We start from the raw sequence: 20,913 nt of genomic DNA on the forward strand, positions 1-20,913 counted from the left end.
GATTCCAGCCCGCACCACTCAATTATGAGTTGCCGAGGGAATCGGCTAACGTAGTGAATGTCGAAAGGCCGCAAGGGAAACCGTGAGGTCAAAAGGCAGCCGAAAGGCAAATCCCGCCGACAGGGAATCGGATCGGAAAATGATCTGATAGAGTCGGAAACGCAAGACAGCAAGACCGAAGGGAAACTGCCCGGAGGAAAGCCTGAGAACAGCTCGGGTGAGTACAAAGGAAGCGTCCGTTCCTTGAGAACTCAACAGCGTGCCAAAAATCAACGCCAGATATGTTGATACCCCGTTCCTGGCCGATCTCGGCTGGGGCGAGGTTCCTTTGAAACAAACACAGCGAGGATGCTGTGAACCATCGGACTATTCCTCCGGTGGTTCCGCTCTCGTGGTTTGCACCCGATTACGGGTACACATTCACGGAGAGTTTGATCCTGGCTCAGGACGAACGCTGGCGGCGTGCTTAACACATGCAAGTCGAACGATGAACCACTTCGGTGGGGATTAGTGGCGAACGGGTGAGTAACACGTGGGCAATCTGCCCTTCACTCTGGGACAAGCCCTGGAAACGGGGTCTAATACCGGATACGACACTCTCGGGCATCCGATGAGTGTGGAAAGCTCCGGCGGTGAAGGATGAGCCCGCGGCCTATCAGCTTGTTGGTGAGGTAACGGCTCACCAAGGCGACGACGGGTAGCCGGCCTGAGAGGGCGACCGGCCACACTGGGACTGAGACACGGCCCAGACTCCTACGGGAGGCAGCAGTGGGGAATATTGCACAATGGGCGAAAGCCTGATGCAGCGACGCCGCGTGAGGGATGACGGCCTTCGGGTTGTAAACCTCTTTCAGCAGGGAAGAAGCGAAAGTGACGGTACCTGCAGAAGAAGCGCCGGCTAACTACGTGCCAGCAGCCGCGGTAATACGTAGGGCGCGAGCGTTGTCCGGAATTATTGGGCGTAAAGAGCTCGTAGGCGGTCTGTCGCGTCGGATGTGAAAGCCCGGGGCTTAACCCCGGGTCTGCATTCGATACGGGCAGACTAGAGTGTGGTAGGGGAGATCGGAATTCCTGGTGTAGCGGTGAAATGCGCAGATATCAGGAGGAACACCGGTGGCGAAGGCGGATCTCTGGGCCATTACTGACGCTGAGGAGCGAAAGCGTGGGGAGCGAACAGGATTAGATACCCTGGTAGTCCACGCCGTAAACGGTGGGAACTAGGTGTTGGCGACATTCCACGTCGTCGGTGCCGCAGCTAACGCATTAAGTTCCCCGCCTGGGGAGTACGGCCGCAAGGCTAAAACTCAAAGGAATTGACGGGGGCCCGCACAAGCAGCGGAGCATGTGGCTTAATTCGACGCAACGCGAAGAACCTTACCAAGGCTTGACATACACCGGAAACGGCCAGAGATGGTCGCCCCCTTGTGGTCGGTGTACAGGTGGTGCATGGCTGTCGTCAGCTCGTGTCGTGAGATGTTGGGTTAAGTCCCGCAACGAGCGCAACCCTTGTTCTGTGTTGCCAGCATGCCCTTCGGGGTGATGGGGACTCACAGGAGACTGCCGGGGTCAACTCGGAGGAAGGTGGGGACGACGTCAAGTCATCATGCCCCTTATGTCTTGGGCTGCACACGTGCTACAATGGCAGGTACAATGAGCTGCGAAGCCGTGAGGCGGAGCGAATCTCAAAAAGCCTGTCTCAGTTCGGATTGGGGTCTGCAACTCGACCCCATGAAGTCGGAGTTGCTAGTAATCGCAGATCAGCAGTGCTGCGGTGAATACGTTCCCGGGCCTTGTACACACCGCCCGTCACGTCACGAAAGTCGGTAACACCCGAAGCCGGTGGCCCAACCCGTAAGGGAGGGAGCTGTCGAAGGTGGGACTGGCGATTGGGACGAAGTCGTAACAAGGTAGCCGTACCGGAAGGTGCGGCTGGATCACCTCCTTTCTAAGGAGCATCTAGATCTCGCAAGAGATCCAGGGCCACAACGTCGGCGAACGTCCGACGGTGGTTGCTCATGGGTGGAACGTTGATTATTCGGCCGGTTTCACGGGCCGGAGGCTGTTAGTACTGCTCGCAAGAGCGTGGAAAACATGATCTCCGGACGGAATCCGGTCGGGCACGCTGTTGGGTGTCTGAGGGCACGGCCGTGTGGCTGCCTTCAGTGCCGGCCCCGGTGCACTCGAATCTACTGGTTCGGGGTGATGGGTGGTTGGTCGTTGTTTGAGAACTGCACAGTGGACGCGAGCATCTGTGGCCAAGTTTTTAAGGGCGCACGGTGGATGCCTTGGCACCAGGAACCGATGAAGGACGTGGGAGGCCACGATAGTCCCCGGGGAGTCGTCAACCAGGCTTTGATCCGGGGGTTTCCGAATGGGGAAACCCGGCAGTCGTCATGGGCTGTCACCCGCTGCTGAACACATAGGCAGTGTGGAGGGAACGCGGGGAAGTGAAACATCTCAGTACCCGCAGGAAGAGAAAACAACCGTGATTCCGGGAGTAGTGGCGAGCGAAACTGGATGAGGCCAAACCGTATGCGTGTGAGACCCGGCAGGGGTTGCGTATACGGGGTTGTGGGATCTCTCTTCTGTTGTCTGCCGGCAACAGGACGAGTCAGAAACCGTTGATGTAGGCGAAGGACATGCGAAAGGTCCGGCGTAGAGGGTAAGACCCCCGTAGCTGAAACATCAGCGGCTCGTTTGAGAGACACCCAAGTAGCACGGGGCCCGAGAAATCCCGTGTGAATCTGGCGGGACCACCCGCTAAGCCTAAATATTCCCTGGTGACCGATAGCGGATAGTACCGTGAGGGAATGGTGAAAAGTACCGCGGGAGCGGAGTGAAATAGTACCTGAAACCGTGTGCCTACAAGCCGTGGGAGCGTCGCGCATTGAGTTTACTCAGTGCGTCGTGACTGCGTGCCTTTTGAAGAATGAGCCTGCGAGTTTGCGGTGTGTTGCGAGGTTAACCCGGGTGGGGTAGCCGTAGCGAAAGCGAGTCCGAACAGGGCGACTCAGTAGCACGCTCAAGACCCGAAGCGGAGTGATCTAGCCATGGGCAGGTTGAAGCGGAGGTAAGACTTCGTGGAGGACCGAACCCACCAGGGTTGAAAACCTGGGGGATGACCTGTGGTTAGGGGTGAAAGGCCAATCAAACTCCGTGATAGCTGGTTCTCCCCGAAATGCATTTAGGTGCAGCGTCGTGTGTTTCTTGCCGGAGGTAGAGCACTGGATAGGCGATGGGCCCTACCGGGTTACTGACCTTAGCCAAACTCCGAATGCCGGTAAGTGAGAGCGCGGCAGTGAGACTGTGGGGGATAAGCTCCATGGTCGAGAGGGAAACAGCCCAGAGCATCGACTAAGGCCCCTAAGCGTACGCTAAGTGGGAAAGGATGTGGAGTCGCAGAGACAACCAGGAGGTTGGCTTAGAAGCAGCCACCCTTGAAAGAGTGCGTAATAGCTCACTGGTCTAGTGATTCCGCGCCGACAATGTAGCGGGGCTCAAGCGTACCGCCGAAGTCGTGTCATTCCAGCATGAGGGCCAACGCCCGCTGGGATGGGTAGGGGAGCGTCGTGTGCCGGGTGAAGCAGCCGCGGAAGCGAGTTGTGGACGGTTCACGAGTGAGAATGCAGGCATGAGTAGCGATACAAACGTGAGAAACGTTTGCGCCGATTGACCAAGGGTTCCTGGGTCAAGCTGATCTGCCCAGGGTAAGTCGGGACCTAAGGCGAGGCCGACAGGCGTAGTCGATGGATAACCGGTTGATATTCCGGTACCCGCTGTGAAGCGTCAAACATTGAACCAGGCGATGCTAAGTCCGTGAAGCCGTCCCGGATCCTTCGGGTGAAGGGGAGTGGTGGAGCCGACGAACCAGACTTGCAGTAGGTGAGTGATGGGGTGACGCAGGAAGGTAGTCCATCCCGGGCGGTGGTTGTCCCGGGGTAAGGGTGTAGGACGTCGGGTAGGTAAATCCGCCTGGCACATAGTCTGAGACCTGATGCCGAGCCGATTGTGGTGAAGTGGATGATCCTATGCTGTCGAGAAAAGCCTCTAGCGAGTTTCATGGCGGCCCGTACCCTAAACCGACTCAGGTGGTCTGGTAGAGAATACCGAGGCGTTCGGGTGAACTATGGTTAAGGAACTCGGCAAAATGCCCCCGTAACTTCGGGAGAAGGGGGGCCACACCTGGTGATCCGATTTACTCGGTGAGCTGGGGGTGGCCGCAGAGACCAGCGAGAAGCGACTGTTTACTAAAAACACAGGTCCGTGCGAAGCCGTAAGGCGATGTATACGGACTGACGCCTGCCCGGTGCTGGAACGTTAAGGGGACCGGTTAGTCACTCTTCGGGGTGGCGAAGCTGAGAACTTAAGCGCCAGTAAACGGCGGTGGTAACTATAACCATCCTAAGGTAGCGAAATTCCTTGTCGGGTAAGTTCCGACCTGCACGAATGGCGTAACGACTTCTCGACTGTCTCAACCATAGGCCCGGTGAAATTGCACTACGAGTAAAGATGCTCGTTTCGCGCAGCAGGACGGAAAGACCCCGGGACCTTTACTACAGTTTGATATTGGTGTTCGGTTCGGCTTGTGTAGGATAGCTGGGAGACTGTGAAGCTCGGACGCCAGTTCGGGTGGAGTCGTCGTTGAAATACCAGTCTGGTCGTGCTGGATGTCTAACCCGGGTCCGTGATCCGGATCGGGGACAGTGTCTGATGGGTAGTTTAACTGGGGCGGTTGCCTCCCAAAGGGTAACGGAGGCGCCCAAAGGTTCCCTCAGCCTGGTTGGCAATCAGGTGGTGAGTGTAAGTGCACAAGGGAGCTTGACTGTGAGACCGACGGGTCGAGCAGGGACGAAAGTCGGGACTAGTGATCCGGCGGTGGCTTGTGGAAGCGCCGTCGCTCAACGGATAAAAGGTACCCCGGGGATAACAGGCTGATCTTCCCCAAGAGTCCATATCGACGGGATGGTTTGGCACCTCGATGTCGGCTCGTCGCATCCTGGGGCTGGAGTCGGTCCCAAGGGTTGGGCTGTTCGCCCATTAAAGCGGTACGCGAGCTGGGTTTAGAACGTCGTGAGACAGTTCGGTCCCTATCCGCTGTGCGCGTAGGAGTCTTGAGAAGGGCTGTCCCTAGTACGAGAGGACCGGGACGGACGAACCTCTGGTGTGCCAGTTGTTCTGCCAAGGGCATGGCTGGTTGGCTACGTTCGGGAGGGATAACCGCTGAAAGCATCTAAGCGGGAAGCCTGCTTCGAGATGAGGACTCCCACCCCCTTTGAGGGGTTAAGGCTCCCAGTAGACGACTGGGTTGATAGGCCAGATATGGAAGCCTGGTAACGGGTGGAGTTGACTGGTACTAATAGGCCGAGGGCTTGTCCTCAGTTGCTCGCGTCCACTGTGTTAGTTCTGAGACAACGAACAACCCCATTTCTCATGGTCATGAGGGATGGTGCGGTATTCATAGTTTCATAGTGTTTCGGTGGTCATAGCGTGAGGGAAACGCCCGGTTACATTCCGAACCCGGAAGCTAAGCCTTACAGCGCCGATGGTACTGCAGGGGGGACCCTGTGGGAGAGTAGGACGCCGCCGAACAATCTTTGGAAAGGACCCCTGGTCCCAGCGTTCAGCTGGGACCAGGGGTCCTTTTGTTTCTAGAATGCTTGCAGTACCGAAGACAGGAGTCACCATGTCCACCAACTCTCCCGACGATCGACCGGAGCGCGACCAGCGACGACGGGACAGTGGTGACCGTGGCGGCTATCGCGGTGGACCGCGCCGCGACAACGACCGGCGTGACAACGACCGTGGTGGCTACGGCCGGCGTGACGATCGTCGTGGCGACGATCGCCGTGGTGATGACCGTCGGGGTGACGACCGAGGCGGGTTCCGTCGCGACGACCGCCGCGACGACCGTGGTGGTTTCCGTCGTGACGACAACCGTGGTGGCGGGTTCCGTGGCCGTGACGACCGTCGGGACGACCGCCGTGAGGGCGACCGGGGGCCTCGCCCCGCGTTCCGCCGCGACGACCGCCCCGGGGCGCCGCGTCGTGACGATCGGGATCGAGACCGTGGCTTCCGCCGCGACGGTGACCGTCCGGCCTTCCGTCGCGACGACCGCCGTGACGACCGTCCCGCGTTCTCTCGTGACGACCGCCGTGACGACCGGCGGGACAGCGGGGACCGTGGTGATCGTGGCGGCTTCCGTCGTGACGACCGCCCGGCTCGTCCGGAGCGTCGTGAGGGTGATCGTCCCTCGTACCGTCGCGATGACGACCGCGGTGGTTTCCGTCGTGACGACAGCCGCGGTGACCAGCGCGGCGGCGGCTTCCGTGGGCGCGATGAACGCGGCCGCGACGAGCGCCGCGGAGACGACCGCGGCGGACGTCCGCCCTTCCGGCGTGACGACCGTCGCGACGGTGACCGACCGCCTTTCCGGCGTGACGACCGTCGCGACGACTTCCGGCGTGACGACCGCCGGGACAGTGACCGCGGTGACCGTCCGGCCTTCCGCCGCGACGAGCGCCGTGACGACCGGCGTGACGACCGCCCCACGTTCTCGCGTGACGACCGTCGTGATGACCGCCCGGCTCGTCCGGAGCGTCGTGAGGGTGATCGTCCCTCGTACCGTCGCGATGACGACCGCGGTGGTTTCCGTCGTGACGACAGCCGCGGTGACCAGCGCGGCGGCGGCTTCCGTGGGCGCGACGACAGCCGTGGAGGTGAGCGCCCCGGCGGGTTCCGTGGGCGTGACGATCGCGGCCGGGACGACCGTGGCCGTGGTCCCCGTCGGGACGACCGTGGAGGTCGGCCCGGTGGCTTCCGTGGCCGTGATGACCGGCGCGGCGGCGGCGACGACCGGCGTGGCGGTGGGCGTTTCCGCGACGAGCGCGACCGGGACCGTGAGCCGATCAAGCGGCTGCCGATCCCGGAGGACGTCACCGGCGAGGAGATCGACAAGGACGTACGGCAGGAGCTCCAGAGCCTGCCGAAGACGCTCGCGGACGACGTCGCCAAGAACCTGGTGATGGTCGCGCGGCTCATCGACGAGGACCCTGAGGGCGCGTACGGCTACTCCAGGGTCGCGCTGCGGCTGGCCTCGCGTGTGGCGGCCGTGCGAGAGGCGGCCGGTTTCGCCGCGTACGCGAACCAGAAGTACAGCGAGGCGCTCGCGGAGTTCCGGGCGGCCCGGCGGATGACCGGCAACGTCGAGCTGTGGCCCGTCATGGCGGACTGCGAGCGTGGTCTCGGGCGCCCCGAGAAGGCGCTGGACATGGCCGGGGCGCCCGAGGTGCACAAGCTGGACAAGGCGGGTCAGGTCGAGATGCGGCTCGTCGCGGCCGGCGCTCGGCGCGACATGGACCAGCTCGACGCGGCCATCGTGACGCTGCAGAGCCCCGAGCTGGCCTCCAACTCCGTACAGCCGTGGACCGCGCGCCTGCGGTACGCCTACGCCGACGCGTTGCTCGCGGCCGGGCGTGAGGACGAGGCCCGGGAGTGGTTCGCCAAGGCCGTCGAGGCCGACAAGGACGGCAGCACGGACGCGTCTGACCGGCTGGCGGAGATGGACGGTGTCGAGTTCGTGGACGCACTCGTCGAGGACGAGGTCGACAGCGAGGCCGAGAGTGTCGACGAGGCCGAGAGTGCCGTCGAGGACCACCGCGCTGACCTCAAGGACCACGAGGATGACGGGGATGCCGACGTGAAGGACGCGGACACGGACGCGGACGCCGGCGTCGACGGCAAGGACTGACGTCCTGGGAAGACACAGTGAAGGGCGGGATCCCGTGCAGGGGTCCCGCCCTTTCGTGTGTCCGATCGCCCGGCTGCCCGGCCGCCCCGGAATCCGCCGCTTCAGAACTCCAGCGCGCGCAGGACCAGCCCCGACGCCGGCTTGGGGCCGAACGACGTGGACTTGCGGGGCATCGTGACCCCCTGGCGGGCCAGCTCGCGTACGACCTCCTCGCGGACCGGGTGCATGAGGACGGCCGTGCCGCCGTCGCGTTCGGCCTTCTCCACCGTCGCCGCCGTGTCGTGGATGTAGGCGACATGCGCCGGGGAGTCCTCGGGGATGCGCCAGACGTGGTCGAGGAGGGTGGCGTGCAGGACCGTCGCGTCCAAGGTGCGCCAGGCCGGTGGACGGTCGGCGGGGATCGTACGGGCGAGGAGGTCCGGGTTCGGGCGGTCGACGAGGTGGAAGGAGCCGTCACCCGCGAGGACGAAGGCGTTGCCGGTGGCTGCCGCGTCCGCCAGGGCTTCGAGGGCCTCGGGGAGCGGGACGTCGAGACGGCGTACGCGGAACAGGCCGTCCAGGGCGGTGAGGGCGTCCGGGAGCGGGAGTTGATGGAGGAGGCGGTGGATCGCGCGCACACGCAGGGGGTAGCGGGCGGTGTCCACCAGGAGGACCAGGCCGTAGTCCCAGGGGCTGGGGGACGGGTGTTCCTTGCGGAGCCGGAGGTAGGTGGCCCAGCGGTGGTGGCCGTCGGCTATCAGGGCCTGGTGGCGGGCCAGATCCGACTGGATCTCGGCGAGGTCGGCGGGGTCGGTGACCGCCCAGAGGCGATGGCTGAAGCCGTCCTCCGTGGTCGTGGCGAGGAGCGGGGCGCGTCCCGTGGTGCGTTCGACCACGGCTGTCGCTCCGGTCCCGGCGCCGTCCCCCCGGTACGTGAGCAGCAGAGGCTCCATGTTGGTGCCGGTCGCGCGCATCAGGGCCGCGCGGTCCGCGATGACGTGGGGGATGACGTCCTCGTGGGGGAGGACCACGCCGGCGGAGGGCTCGGAGAGGCGCAGGGCGCCTATGAGACCGCGCTGGAGGATGGTGCCGTCCGCCTGCTCGTAGACGTAGAGTCCGGGTTCGGCGTCGGCGGCGAGGACACCGTCGGCGAGCCAGCGGCGCAGTGTGTCGGCCGCCTGTTCGTCACGGGCGCCGGGGGTACTGGCCTGGGGGAGTATCAGGCGGACGATGTTGTGGGGGTCGGCGGATTCGAGGTGGAGCAGACCGTCCGGCCGTACGACGACGTCGTACGGCGGTGATGTCACGGCGGCCAGGCTGCCGACCCGGTCGGGGTCGTAGCGAAGCCCCTGGAACGGGGTCAGTTCCAGGCCGCTGCGCGCCGGGGTCTCCTCCGCGGGACCTGCGTAGTTCATTGATGCATCGTATGGGTGTCGGTGCCGTGAGGGATGATCGGGGAAAGTGACCTGACCGATTGTCGACCCATGGCCGTCCGACCCGGCCGCCGGGGCGACCGTCGGACCGAGCGAGGAGCGGAGCACGATGAGCCAGGCAGTCAGGACGCGGCCCGACGGCAGTGGGCAGGCCCTGAGCGAGGCGTACGACACGGCTCTGCTCGATCTGGACGGTGTGGTGTACGCGGGAGGGAGCGCGATCGCGTACGCCGTGGAGTCCCTGAGCACGGCGCGCGCCGGTGGTATGCACCTCGCGTACGTCACCAACAACGCGCTGCGGACGCCCGACACGGTGGCCGCGCATCTGACGGCCCTCGGGATACCGACCGAGGCCGGTGACGTCATCACCTCGGCGCAGGCCGTGGCCCGGCTGATCAGCGAGCAGCTGCCCGCCGGGGCGCGGGTGCTGGTCATCGGTGGTGAGGGGCTGCGCGTGGCGCTGCGCGAGCGGGGTCTGGAGCCGGTCGAGTCGGCGGACGACGATCCGGCGGCGGTGGTGCAGGGGTACGGCGGCCCCGACCTGCCCTGGGGGCGGTTCGCGGAGGCCTGCTACGCCATCGCGCGCGGGGTGCCGTGGTTCGCGTCCAACACCGACCTGACGATCCCGAGCGCACGCGGGATCGCGCCGGGCAACGGGGCGGCGGTGCAGGTGGTCCGGATCGCGACGGGCGCCGAGCCGCAGGTGGCGGGCAAGCCGCTGCCGCCGATGCACCGCGAGACGATCCTGCGGACCGGTGCCGAGCGGCCGTTGGTGGTCGGGGACCGGCTGGACACGGACATCGAGGGGGCGTTCAACGGTGTTGTCGACTCGCTGCTCGTGCTGACCGGTGTCACCGACGGGGCGCAGTTGCTGGCCGCGCTTCCGCAGCACCGGCCCACGTACGTCGACGCCGATCTGCGGGGCATGCTCACCGGGCAGCCGAAGGTCGTCGAGGCGGGCACCGGTTTCCGCTGCGGTGGCTGGACGGCCACGGCGGGACCTGAGCGGCTGGAACTCGACGGTGAGGGTGGGGCACTGGACGGGCTGCGGGCGCTGTGTGCGGCGGCCTGGACTGCGGCCGGCGAGGGCTCGTGCGAGCTGGACGGGGAGAAGGCGTTGGCCCGACTGGGACTGTGAGGGTTCGGATCGTCCTCCGCATTCCGCATTCCGCACCGCAGTTCGCTGGTGAGCGCCGCATTCCGCAATCCGCCTTCTGCGGCGCGTGCGGTGTTCGTGGACGCAATCGAGCCAGAAGGGGAGGGTAGGCTAACCTAACTGGGTGTTGGTCGACAGTCCTCCTGAACCGAGCGCGGAGACCGCCCCCGCGCCACCGAAACGCCGGGCGGTACGAGCCGTCGGGCTTCTCGTGGCCCTCGTGATCCTCGCCCTGGTCGCCCTGGCGAGTATCGCGATCGGCGCGAAAGAACTCTCCCTGGAGCAGGTCTGGCACGGCCTGTTCGAGGACACGGGGACGTACGGCGACGCCGTGGTCGGGGAGCGGATCTCGCGCACGCTCCTCGGACTGCTCGCGGGAGCCGCGCTCGGGCTGGCCGGTGCCGTCCTGCAGGCGCTCACCCGCAACCCGCTGGCCGACCCGGGCCTGCTCGGCATCAACGCGGGCGCGTCCGCGGCCGTGGTCACCGCCATCACCTACTTCGGCGTCACGTCGCTGAGCGGGTATGTGTGGTTCGCGTTCGCCGGCGCCGCCCTGGTCGGGGCGCTGGTCTGGTTCCTCGGCGGCAGCCGCGGGGCGACGCCGGTGCGGCTGGCGCTCGCGGGTACGGCCATCAGCGCCGCGCTCTACGGCTACCTCCAGGCCGTGATGATCATGGACGACGCGGCGCTCTCCAAGATGCGTTTCTGGACGGTCGGTTCGCTGGCCTCGGCGACCGACGAGACCATCACCCAGGTGCTGCCGTTCCTGGCCGTCGGTACGGTCGTCGCGCTGCTGCTCGCTCGCCCGCTGAACGCGATGGCCATGGGCGACGACACCGCCCGCGCGCTCGGCGCCAACCTCAACCGCACCCGCGCGCTCTCCATGGCCGCCGCCACCGTGCTGTGCGGCGCCGCGACGGCGGCCTGCGGGCCGATCGTCTTCGTCGGGCTGATGGTCCCGCACGTCGTGCGGTCCTTCACCGGGCCCGACCTGCGCTGGATCCTGCCGTACGCGACCGTCCTGTCGCCCGTGCTGCTGCTCGGCGCCGACGTGCTCGGTCGCATGGTGGCGCGGCCCGCGGAACTCCAGGTCGGCATCGTCACCGCGATCCTGGGCGGTCCGGTCTTCATCTTTCTCGTACGACGGCGGAGGACGGCCCAGCTGTGAAGACGCAGGCCACGAGGGAGACCCACGTCATGAACGAGCCCGCCGGGCGCGACCGCGCGCTCCGCACGCCCGGCGGGCTGTCCGTCCGGCTCGACGTGCGGGCGTTCACGGTCGTCGTCCTGCTGCTGTTGGCGGCGCTGACCGCGAGCGTCGTGCTGATCGGGACCGGCGACTTCCCGATCCCGGCCGGCGACGTCCTGAGGACGCTGCTGGGCGACGGGGACGCGGGCCAGGAGTTCATCGTCAACGAGCTGCGGCTGCCGAGGGTTCTGGTCGGACTCCTCGTCGGGGCCTCGCTCGGGCTCGGCGGGGCGCTGTTTCAGTCCGTCTCCCGCAACCCGCTGGGCAGTCCGGATGTGCTCGGTCTCTCCCAGGGCGCCACCGCCGGGGCCCTGGTCGTGATCGTGCTGTTCTCCGGCAGCGCGAACCAGGTCGCCCTCGGGGCGCTCGGCGGCGGTCTGGTCACCGGCATCGCGATCTATGTGCTGGCCTGGAAGCGGGGCGTGCAGGGCTACCGGCTGGTGCTGGTCGGCATCGGTGTCTCCGCGATCGTCACGGCGGTCAACGGCTATCTGATCACCAAGGCCGACCTCGTCGACGCGGGCCGCGCGGTGGTCTGGATGACCGGTTCCCTCGACGGCCGTGACTGGGCCCAGGTCGGGCCGCTGCTGATCATGTGCGCGATCCTCGTCCCGCTGGTGCTCGGCAACGCGCGCGGGCTGCGGATGACGGAGATGGGCGACGACGTGTCGTACGCCCTCGGGGTGAGCGTCGAGCGTGTACGGCTGCTGCTGATGGTGTCGGCCGTGCTGCTCACGGCCGGGGCCACCGCCGCCGCAGGGCCGGTCAGTTTCGTCGCCCTCACCGCGCCCCAGCTCGCCAAGCGGCTGACCCGTTCCCCGGGCCCGAACCTGGTGCCCGCGATGTGCATGGGCGCGACCCTGCTGGTCGTCGCCGACCTGGCCTCGCAGCGGGCCTTCGGGGCCGACCGGCTGCCGGTCGGCGTGGTCACCGGCGTACTCGGTGGCGTCTATCTGCTGTGGCTGCTGGTCACCGAGCGGAAGGCCGGGCGGATATGAAGCCCGGGCGGACATGAACGACAACGACAGCGCGTCGGCGCACGCGAACGACAAGAGGAGCACCGTGAACCGCCTGTCCGCCGAGAAGGTCACTCTCGCCTACGACCAGCGGGTCATCGCCGAACGGCTGTCGGTGGAGATTCCCGACAACTCATTCACAGTGATCGTCGGCCCCAACGCCTGCGGCAAGTCCACGCTGCTGCGAGCCCTCTCCCGGATGCTGAAGCCGTCCCAGGGGCGGGTGCTGCTCGACGGGCAGGTCATCCAGTCGATCCCCGCGAAGAAGGTCGCCCGGTCGCTCGGCCTGCTGCCGCAGTCGTCGATCGCGCCCGACGGGATCACCGTCGGCGATCTCGTGGGCCGCGGCCGCTACCCGCACCAGGGGCTGCTGCGGCAGTGGTCGGCGGAGGACGAGCGGATCGTCCGGGAGTCCATGGAGTCGACCGGGGTCGCCGAGCTGGCCGACCGCTACGTCGACGAGCTGTCCGGCGGCCAGCGCCAGCGGGTCTGGATCGCCATGGCACTCGCCCAGCAGACCCCGCTGCTGCTGCTCGACGAGCCGACCACCTTCCTCGACATCCAGCACCAGATCGACGTGCTCGACCTGTGCGCCGAACTCCACGAGGAGCAGGGACGCACGCTGGTCGCCGTACTGCACGACCTCAACCACGCCGCCCGCTACGCCACCCACCTCATCGCCCTGCGCGACGGATCGGTGATCGCCGAGGGCGCCCCCTCCGAGATCGTCACCGCCGATCTGGTCGAGGAGGTGTTCGGGCTGCGCTGCCAGGTCATCGACGACCCGGAGACGGGCACCCCCCTGGTGGTACCGGCAGCGCGCAAGGCACGGTCCGGCGAGGCGAGGGCCGAGAAGGTGACGGCTGCTAGAGGAGCTTCCTGAGCTGGAGCAGGTCGCGGAAGCCCGCCTCCAGCTTCACCCGGCCCGAACCCCAGGCCTTGGCGAAGTTCAGTTCCCCGTCGACCAGGGCCACCAGGTCGACGCCCGTCATCGCGAGGCGGATCTGCGCCTTCTCGACGGGCGGCCCCTGAAGGGTGTCGTGCACCTCGATCCGGCCCTCCCGCATCCGGCCCACGAAGGTGACGTCGAGATCCTTGATGTGGCAGCTCACCGAACGGTCGAGGGCCGTCGCCTCGCGCACGTGTCCATCGGCGCCTGCCATGTTGTCCGAGAGCTTTTCGAGCGCGGCGCGGCACTCATCGATCGTTGCCATCGCGACCGACGGTACCCCAGAGCTTCGCGGTAGCGTCTGGGCATGAGCGACTCTTTGCCCGAGGTCGTGGCGGAGGCGGACGCGGCGGTTCCGGTGCCGCCGGCCGAGGTCGGACCCGAGGACGACCCCGCCGCCCCGGCCCCGTTGGACGTGCCCCGTACCGCCACCGGCCACCCCGAGGTCGACACGGCCCTCGACCGGCTGGCCGACGCCGACCACCTCGCCACCGACGGCCATGTGGAGGTGTACGAGGATGTACACGGGGGGCTGCGCGACGCGCTCACCGCGCTCGACGCCCGCCCGGGACCGCCGGTTCCCACCCGTCACCCGACCACCGCCCCTCAATGAGACCCTTCGGGTCACACCTATCGATCGCCTTACGAAAGCAGGAGCTGAACCGAACGTGGCAGGAGTCGCACGCCGTCGTCTGGACGCCGAACTGGTCCGGCGCAAGCTCGCGCGGTCGCGTGAGCACGCGAGCCAGCTGATCGCCGCCGGTCGGGTCACCGTCGGCAGGACCGTCGCGACCAAGTCCGCCACCCAGGTGGAGACCGCCGCCGCGATCGTGGTCGTGAGCGACGACAGCGACCCCGAGTACGTGTCCCGGGGCGGCCACAAGCTCGCGGGCGCCCTTGAGGTCTTCGGCCCGCAGGGGCTGGCCGTCGAGGGGCGGCGGGCGCTGGACGCCGGAGCCTCCACCGGCGGGTTCACCGACGTACTGCTGCGGGCCGGGGTCGCGCACGTCGTCGCCGTGGACGTGGGATACGGACAACTCGCCTGGACCTTGCAGAGCGATGAACGCGTCACCGTCAAGGACCGTACGAACGTACGCGAGTTGACGCTCGAAGCGATCGATGGGGAGCCTGTGGATCTTGTCGTGGGGGATTTGTCCTTCATCCCGCTCGGCCTGGTACTGCCCGCCCTGGTGCGGTGCGTGAAACCGGACGCCGATCTGGTGATGATGGTCAAGCCGCAGTTCGAGGTGGGGAAGGAGCGGCTGGGCAGTGGGGGAGTCGTACGGAGTCCGGAGCTGCGCGCCGAGGCGGTGCGCGAGGTGGCCCGGCGGGCCGGGGAACTGGGGCTCGGGGTGAAGGGTGTGACGGCCAGTCCGCTGCCCGGTCCCTCGGGCAATGTCGAATACTTTCTGTGGCTGCGTGCCGGGGCACCCGCGCTGGACCCGGCCGACGTCGACCGAGCAGTGGCGGAGGGGCCGCGGTGACTCAGGACCGATCTCGAACTGTCTTCCTGCTCACCCACACCGGGCGGCCGGCGGCGATCCGCAGTGCCGAACTCGTCGTCAAGGGGCTGCTGCACCACGGCATCGTCGTGCGCGTCCTGGAGTACGAGGCCGAGGACATCCCGCTGCCGGAGGAGGTGGAGCTCGTCAAGGAGGCCACCCCGCAGTGCCTCGACGGGTGCGAGCTGCTCATCGTCCTCGGCGGTGACGGCACGCTGCTGCGCGGCGCCGAGTTCGCCCGCGCGTCCGGGGTGCCGATGCTCGGCGTCAACCTCGGCAGCGTCGGCTTCCTCGCGGAGGCCGAGCGGGACGACCTCGACAAGGTCGTCGACCGCGTGGTGACCAAGTCCTACGAGGTCGAGGAGCGGATGACCGTCGATGTCGTCGTTCACCAGAACGGGGACATCGTCCACACGGACTGGGCGCTCAACGAGGCGGCCGTGCAGAAGGCCGGCGCCGAGAAGCTGCTCGAAGTCGTCCTGGAGATCGACGGGCGGCCGGTGACCGGGTTCGGGTGCGACGGCATCGTGCTGTCGACTCCGACGGGGTCGACGGCGTACGCGTTCTCGGCGGGCGGGCCCGTGGTGTGGCCCGAGGTCGAGGCGCTGCTGATGGTGCCGATCTCCGCGCACGCGCTGTTCGCCAAGCCGTTGGTGACGTCGCCGAACTCGGTGCTGGCGGTGGAGGTGCTGCCGCACATTCCGCCGGGCGTGCTGTGGTGCGACGGGCGGCGGACCGTCGAGCTGCCGCCGGGGGCGCGGGTGGAGGTGCGGCGGGGGGCTGTGCCGGTGCGGCTGGCTCGGTTGCACCACGCGTCGTTCACGGATCGGCTGGTGGCGAAGTTCGCGCTGCCGGTTTCGGGGTGGCGGGGGGCTCGGCACTAGCACCATGTGGGGGAGGGCGGGGGCCGTCGGCGGCTGCTCGTTCGATGTGGGTGCTCGCGCGGTTCCCCGAGCCCCTTGGGGGCGCGCTGTAACCCCCGGGAGTGACATAGGTGCCGGGGGGCGTCGCGGTCGGCATCCTCGACCTCGTAAGGTCGTGTCCGTGTTGGAGGAGATGCGGATACGGTCGCTCGGAGTCATCGACGACGCTGTCGTCGAGTTGTCGCCCGGCTTCACCGCCGTGACGGGTGAGACGGGTGCGGGCAAGACCATGGTGGTCACCAGCCTCGGCCTGCTGCTCGGCGGGCGGGCGGACCCGGCGCTCGTGCGGATCGGTGCGAAGAGCGCCGTCGTGGAGGGCCGGATCGCCGTGCCCGAGGGCGCGGCGGCGGTGGTCCGGGCCGAGGAGGCCGGGGCCGAACTCGACGACGGGGCGCTGCTGATCAGCCGTACCGTGTCCGCCGAGGGACGGTCCCGGGCACATCTGGGCGGGCGGTCCGTCCCCGTGGGCATGCTCGCCGAGCTGGCCGACGAACTCGTCGCCGTGCACGGGCAGACCGACCAGCAGGGGCTGCTGAAGCTGTCCCGGCAGCGGGCGGCGCTCGACCGGTACGCGGGCGACGCGGTGGCCGTACCGCTCACCAAGTACGGCGAGGCCTACCGGCGGCTGCGGGCCGTGACGACCGAACTCGACGAGATCGTCACCCGCGCGCGGGAGCGGGCCCAGGAAGCCGACATGCTGCGGTACGGCCTGGACGAGATCGCCGGCGTCGAACCCCGGGCCGGCGAGGACGTGGAACTGGCCGAGGAGGCCGAGCGGCTCGGGCACGCGGAGGCGCTGGCCTCGGCGGCGACGGCCGCGCACGTCGCTCTCGCGGGCAATCCCGAGGACCCGGAGGGCGTGGACGCCACCACCCTCGTCGCGGGCGCGCACCGTGCGCTGGCGGCCGTGCGGTCGCACGACCCGGCGCTCTCCGTGCTTGCCGAGCGGATCGGGGAGGTCGGGATCCTGCTGGGCGACGTGGCCGGGGAGCTCGCCGGATACGCCGACGACCTGGACGCCGACCCGCTGCGGCTGGCGGCCGTCGAGGAGCGGCGGGCCGCGCTGACGGCGCTGACGCGGAAGTACGGCCGGTACGGTGAGGACATCGCCTCGGTCCTGACGTGGGCCGAGGAGGGCGCCCAGCGGCTCACCGAACTCGACGGCGACGACGAGCGCATCGAGGAGCTGACCGCCGAGCGGGACGCGCTGCGGGCCGAGTTGGGTGGCCTCGCCCAGGCGTTGACGGACGCCCGTGCCGAGGCCGCCGAGCGGTTCGCCGCGGCCGTCACCGCCGAGCTGGCCTCGCTCGCCATGCCGCACGCGCGAGTGTCGTTCGAGATCCGACAGACGGACGACCCCGAGGGCGTCGAGGTGGGCGGGCGTACGGTCGCGTACGGACCCTCCGGCGCGGACGAGGTCGAGCTGCTGCTCGCGCCGCATCCGGGGGCGCCGCCGAGGCCCATCGCCAAGGGCGCGTCCGGTGGTGAGCTGTCGCGGGTGATGCTGGCCGTGGAGGTGGTGTTCGCGGGGACGGACCCCGTGCCGACGTATCTCTTCGACGAGGTCGACGCCGGTGTCGGCGGCAAGGCCGCGGTCGAGATCGGCCGACGGCTCGCTCGTCTCGCCAGATCGGCGCAGGTCGTGGTGGTCACGCACCTGCCGCAGGTGGCGGCCTTCGCGGACCGGCAGTTGCTGGTGGAGAAGACCAACGACGGTTCGGTGACCCGGTCCGGTGTGAAGGTCCTGGAGGGCGAGGAGCGGGTGCGCGAGCTGTCGCGCATGCTCGCCGGCCAGGAGGACTCGGAGACGGCCCGGGCCCACGCGGAGGAACTGCTGGCGGCGGCCCGCGCGGACGCCTAGGCGGGACGCGAGTCGTGTGGAGGGGCAACCTCGTGCGGGAGTTCACTCGTGTGGGTGACGCTGGGTCCGGGGTTGCCCGCCCCTCCGGCTCGTGCCCCGTCCGGCTGTCCCGGAACACCCTTGCGGCCTGGCATCCTTGGACAGGAACGACGTAGCGGGACGTGCTGCTTGGACCGTGCGGAAGCACCTCGTACGGTCCACCCCCACCGCGGGACCCTTCTGCACGTTCCTTCGTGACCGTCCGACCCCGAACCAGGAGCCCCGGCCACGTGAGCCACGTGAGCAGCCACTCACCACACGGCCAGTCGCCGCTGCGGACCGTGCAAGTGCTCGGCGGCGGCAGCGCGGTGAGCAGCGCGCATGTGCGGTCGCTGGCCTCGGGGCTGGTCGCCAGGGGCGTGCGGGTCACCGTCTGCGCCCCCAGTGACACGGACGGGCAGTACGACTTCACCGGCGTCGGCGCCCACCACGTCCATGTGCCCCGCAGCAGCGACCCCGCCTCGGTGGCCAGTCTGCGCGGCGCGTTCGCGGACGCCGACCTGGTGCACGCGCACGGACTTCACGCCGGCTTCCGCGCCACCCTCGCGCTCGGCCGGCGCACCACCCCGCTCGTCGTCACCCTGCACAGGCGGTCGTACGCCGAGGGCGCGCGGGCGCATCTGCTGCGGCTGCTGGAGCGGCGGGTGGCCAAGGCCGCCGCCGTGGTGCTCGGCACCTCCCCCGACCTGGTCGACCGGGCCCGCAGCCGGGGCGCGCGCGACGCACGGCTCGCCGCCGTCGCACTGCCGGTGCCGCGCCCGGCCGTCCCCGGTGGGGATCCGGACCGGCCCGCGTCCAAGGTCAGGGCCGAACTGGGCGCCACGGAACGCCCGTTGCTCATGGCCGTCGGCACGCTCGACCGCCTGCGGGGGTACGACACCCTGCTCGACGCCGCCCGTCGGTGGCGAGGTCTCGACCCGGCGCCGCTGGTCGTCGTCGTGGGCGAGGGGCCGCTGCGGGGCACGCTGCAGCGGCGTATCGAGGACGAGGAGCTGCCCGTTCGGCTCGTCGGGCGGCGCGACGACGTCTCCGAACTGATCGCGGCGGCCGACCTCGCGCTGCTGGCCGGCGGTGCCGAGGGCCGCTCGGTCCTCGCTCAGGAGGCGCTCCACGCACGCGTGCCGCTGGTCGCCGCCGCCGTCGGATCGGTGCCCGATCTGGTCGGCGACGGCGCGGAACTCGTCCCGTACGGCGACGCCGAGGCGCTGGCCGGGGCCGTCGAGAGCCTCCTCGGCGACCCCGCCAGGTGCGAGGCGCTGCGGGAGCGCGGCACCCGGCAGGCGGCCACCTGGCCGACCGAGGACGAGACGGTGGCCCAGGTGCTCAGTGTGTACGACGAGTTGACGCGGCTCAGGCCCCTGACCTGAGGGCCGCGCGCGGGGGCAGGGCGTCAGCCGACGTGTCTGCGTGCCCGCAGGGCCAGGCTCAGGGCCAGCACCGCCTGGGGGTCGTCCAGATCGGTGCCGAGCAGTTCGCCGATCCGCGCGAGGCGGTTGTAGAGGGTCTGGCGGTTGAGATGCAGTTCGCGGGCGGTCTCCGCCTTGCGGCCCGCGTGCGCGAGATACGTCTCCAGGGTGGGCAGCAGCGAGGGCTTGGCCCGGTCGTCGTGGTCGCGCAGGGGGCCGATCGCGCGCTCCACGAAGGCGGCCAGGTCGGGGTGGTCGCGCAGCCGCCACAGCAGCAGGTCGATATCCAGGCGCCGGGCGTCGTACCAGGGACGGTCGGCCAGGCCCTGTGCGGCCGTCGCCGCCTCCGCCGCGTGCCTGAGGCCCGCCGAGGCGGCCGCCCAGCCGCCGGGCACCCCGACGACCACCACAGGGGGCCGCCCGCCCGGCCGCCGCATCCCGGCACGCTCCACGCCGGCCCGCAGCGCCGCCGCTGCCTTGTCGGCCACCGCGGTGCGCTCCGAATCCGCGCGCAGGGCCAGCAGCAGCGGTACACGGCCCTCGACGGGGCGCACGCCGAGCAGCGCGGGTACGCCCACGGAGGCCAGCTCCTCGGCCACCGCGCGGGCCAGGACGGCCCAGCCGCCGCCGGGGGAGAGGCCGTCGGCGAGCCGCATCACGACGGGCAGCAGGGGGCCGGAGCCCGGCTTGAAACCGAGGACGCGGGCCTGCGCGGGGGCGTCCTCGGCCTGGACGCGGCCCTCGGCGAGGTCGGTGAGGAAGTCGCCGCGCCCCCGCGCGGCCAGCTCCTCCTCCTGCCGGGCCTGCATCAGGACGACGGCGAGGATGCCGGCCGCGCGTTCGGCCGCCATCCGGTGGACGGGCGCCAGGGGGGCGAGGACGGGCAGGAGGACCAGCCGGGCCCGTACCGCGCCGGTGCCGGGGCCGCCGCCCGGTACGTCGACGAGGGTCGACCCGGCTGGCGGATCGTCCTGGTGCCGGCCGCGCAGCCCCTCCCACACCTGGAGGGGATCGGTGTCCGCGGGCCCGCTCCCGGCGGCGTAGAGGAGCTGTCCGTCGGGGGTCTCCAGGAAGACCGGGTTGCCGCTGAAGTCGGCCAGGATGCCGAGGACCTGCGGGACCCCGCCCCCGCCGAGCAGGGCCTCGGTGCAGCGGCGGTGCACCTCCTCGGCCTGCTGGAGGAGCGCGTAGTGGCCGTTGACGATCTCGGTGTGGATCTCCTCGGTGACCGTCACGAAGGCCACCTCGCGGTGCAGTTGGACGAGCGGGAGCCCGGCCGAGCGCGCCGTCTCGACGAGGGCCGCCGGGAGCCGGGCGAAGCGCGGGCCCAGTTCGACCACCAGGGCCGAGATACCGCGTTCGGCGAGGGTCCGGACGAACGCGCGCTGGTCGGCGGGGCGGGTGCCGAGCCCGTACCCGGTGGTCAGCAGCAGCTCGCCGCCCTTGAGGAGCGAGGCGATGTTCGGGACCTCGCCCGCGTGCACCCAGCGCACGGTGCGGTGCAGCCGGTCGGCGCCCGCGAGGATCTCCGGCAGCCCACCGCGCAGTCCGGGCAGCTCCAGCGCCCGCCGGACGGTGATGCCGCCCTGCGCCTCACGGCCGTCACCTGGTTCGCGGCCTCCACGGGTGTCCATGGAGCGGACGGTACCCGGT

13 protein-coding genes and 3 rRNA genes are annotated in these 20,913 nt (G+C 68.7%); 13 read left to right on the plus strand and 3 right to left on the minus strand.

Going from position 1 to position 20,913, the window contains the following annotated elements; translation table 11 throughout:
* Window positions 1-419 precede the first annotated feature (419 nt).
* From P8T65_RS37370 to P8T65_RS37385, 4 genes are all read left to right on the plus strand, one after another.
* Window positions 420-1,945: ribosomal RNA gene (locus tag P8T65_RS37370) — 16S ribosomal RNA — on the plus strand.
* 308 nt (window positions 1,946-2,253) lie between these two features.
* A 23S ribosomal RNA gene (locus tag P8T65_RS37375) occupies window positions 2,254-5,377 on the plus strand.
* Between the two features lie 95 nt (window positions 5,378-5,472).
* Window positions 5,473-5,589, plus strand: a 5S ribosomal RNA gene (gene rrf / locus P8T65_RS37380).
* The 16S, 23S and 5S rRNA genes sit together here, the layout of an rRNA operon.
* A gap of 1,324 nt (window positions 5,590-6,913) precedes the next feature.
* A complete protein-coding gene (locus P8T65_RS37385; RefSeq protein ID WP_316731848.1) occupies window positions 6,914-7,747 on the plus strand; it encodes a tetratricopeptide repeat protein in 834 nt (277 codons plus the stop codon).
* A 101-nt stretch (window positions 7,748-7,848) separates the two neighbouring features.
* Here P8T65_RS37385 and P8T65_RS37390 read toward each other — a convergent pair whose 3' ends face one another.
* Complete coding sequence (locus P8T65_RS37390; RefSeq protein ID WP_316729711.1) at window positions 7,849-9,141, minus strand: DUF1015 domain-containing protein; 1,293 nt, start codon at window positions 9,139-9,141, stop codon at window positions 7,849-7,851.
* A 127-nt stretch (window positions 9,142-9,268) separates the two neighbouring features.
* Here P8T65_RS37390 and P8T65_RS37395 point away from each other — a divergent pair, with 127 nt between their 5' ends.
* From P8T65_RS37395 to P8T65_RS37410, 4 genes are all read left to right on the plus strand, one after another.
* A complete protein-coding gene (locus tag P8T65_RS37395; protein ID WP_316729713.1) occupies window positions 9,269-10,297 on the plus strand; it encodes an HAD hydrolase-like protein in 1,029 nt (342 codons plus the stop codon).
* A 142-nt stretch (window positions 10,298-10,439) separates the two neighbouring features.
* Window positions 10,440-11,483 carry an iron chelate uptake ABC transporter family permease subunit gene (locus tag P8T65_RS37400; RefSeq protein WP_316729714.1) on the plus strand — a complete coding sequence of 348 codons (1,044 nt, stop codon included), beginning with the start codon at window positions 10,440-10,442 and terminating at the stop codon, window positions 11,481-11,483.
* A gap of 29 nt (window positions 11,484-11,512) precedes the next feature.
* Window positions 11,513-12,562: an iron chelate uptake ABC transporter family permease subunit gene (locus P8T65_RS37405; RefSeq protein WP_316729716.1), complete on the plus strand. Its 1,050-nt coding sequence runs from the start codon at window positions 11,513-11,515 to the stop codon at window positions 12,560-12,562.
* 13 nt (window positions 12,563-12,575) lie between these two features.
* Window positions 12,576-13,463, plus strand: a complete 888-nt coding sequence (locus P8T65_RS37410) for an ABC transporter ATP-binding protein (protein WP_316729718.1) — start codon at window positions 12,576-12,578, stop codon at window positions 13,461-13,463.
* On the opposite strand, the gene P8T65_RS37415 is transcribed toward P8T65_RS37410, so the two are convergent.
* The gene (locus tag P8T65_RS37415) at window positions 13,447-13,794 is read right to left on the minus strand and encodes an SCP2 sterol-binding domain-containing protein (RefSeq protein ID WP_316729719.1); all 348 of its coding nucleotides are present in this window, start codon (window positions 13,792-13,794) and stop codon (window positions 13,447-13,449) included. The genes P8T65_RS37410 and P8T65_RS37415 overlap by 17 nt on opposite strands.
* A 42-nt stretch (window positions 13,795-13,836) precedes the next feature.
* Between P8T65_RS37415 and P8T65_RS37420 the strand changes: the two genes are divergently transcribed.
* The 5 genes from P8T65_RS37420 to P8T65_RS37440 all read left to right on the plus strand — a co-directional run bounded on the left by P8T65_RS37420 (window position 13,837) and on the right by P8T65_RS37440 (window position 19,221).
* Window positions 13,837-14,142: a hypothetical protein gene (locus tag P8T65_RS37420; RefSeq protein WP_316729720.1), complete on the plus strand. Its 306-nt coding sequence runs from the start codon at window positions 13,837-13,839 to the stop codon at window positions 14,140-14,142.
* 55 nt (window positions 14,143-14,197) lie between these two features.
* On the plus strand, window positions 14,198-15,013 hold the full coding sequence (locus P8T65_RS37425; RefSeq protein ID WP_316729721.1) for a TlyA family RNA methyltransferase: 816 nt from the start codon (window positions 14,198-14,200) through the stop codon (window positions 15,011-15,013).
* Window positions 15,010-15,915, plus strand: coding sequence for an NAD kinase (locus P8T65_RS37430; RefSeq protein WP_033528902.1), 906 nt, complete (start codon window positions 15,010-15,012; stop codon window positions 15,913-15,915). The genes P8T65_RS37425 and P8T65_RS37430 overlap by 4 nt, the downstream gene beginning before the upstream one ends.
* Before the next feature lie 172 nt (window positions 15,916-16,087).
* Window positions 16,088-17,815, plus strand: coding sequence for a DNA repair protein RecN (recN, locus tag P8T65_RS37435; protein ID WP_316731849.1), 1,728 nt, complete (start codon window positions 16,088-16,090; stop codon window positions 17,813-17,815).
* Window positions 17,816-18,084: 269 nt separating this feature from the next.
* The gene (locus P8T65_RS37440) at window positions 18,085-19,221 is read left to right on the plus strand and encodes a glycosyltransferase family 4 protein (RefSeq protein WP_316729722.1); all 1,137 of its coding nucleotides are present in this window, start codon (window positions 18,085-18,087) and stop codon (window positions 19,219-19,221) included.
* Window positions 19,222-19,244: 23 nt separating this feature from the next.
* Here the strand turns inward: P8T65_RS37440 and P8T65_RS37445 are convergent, their stop codons facing one another.
* Window positions 19,245-20,894: a PucR family transcriptional regulator gene (locus P8T65_RS37445; protein WP_316729723.1), complete on the minus strand. Its 1,650-nt coding sequence runs from the start codon at window positions 20,892-20,894 to the stop codon at window positions 19,245-19,247.
* Between the last annotated feature and the right edge of the window lie 19 nt (window positions 20,895-20,913).

Origin of the sequence: Streptomyces sp. 11x1, from assembly GCF_032598905.1 — a bacterium.
GTDB lineage: Bacteria > Actinomycetota > Actinomycetes > Streptomycetales > Streptomycetaceae > Streptomyces.

Excerpts from the sequence above, each read along its gene's own strand:
- P8T65_RS37410 (WP_316729718.1), top strand. The coding sequence starts at position 12,576 with ATGAACGACAACGACAGCGCGTCGGCGCACGCGAACGACAAGAGGAGC.
- recN (WP_316731849.1), top strand. The coding sequence starts at position 16,088 with ATGCGGATACGGTCGCTCGGAGTCATCGACGACGCTGTCGTCGAGTTG.
- P8T65_RS37415 (WP_316729719.1), bottom strand. The coding sequence starts at position 13,794 with ATGGCAACGATCGATGAGTGCCGCGCCGCGCTCGAAAAGCTCTCGGAC.
- P8T65_RS37420 (WP_316729720.1), top strand. The coding sequence starts at position 13,837 with ATGAGCGACTCTTTGCCCGAGGTCGTGGCGGAGGCGGACGCGGCGGTT.
- P8T65_RS37390 (WP_316729711.1), bottom strand. The coding sequence starts at position 9,141 with ATGAACTACGCAGGTCCCGCGGAGGAGACCCCGGCGCGCAGCGGCCTG.
- P8T65_RS37445 (WP_316729723.1), bottom strand. The coding sequence starts at position 20,894 with ATGGACACCCGTGGAGGCCGCGAACCAGGTGACGGCCGTGAGGCGCAG.
- P8T65_RS37395 (WP_316729713.1), top strand. The coding sequence starts at position 9,269 with ATGAGCCAGGCAGTCAGGACGCGGCCCGACGGCAGTGGGCAGGCCCTG.
- P8T65_RS37405 (WP_316729716.1), top strand. The coding sequence starts at position 11,513 with ATGAACGAGCCCGCCGGGCGCGACCGCGCGCTCCGCACGCCCGGCGGG.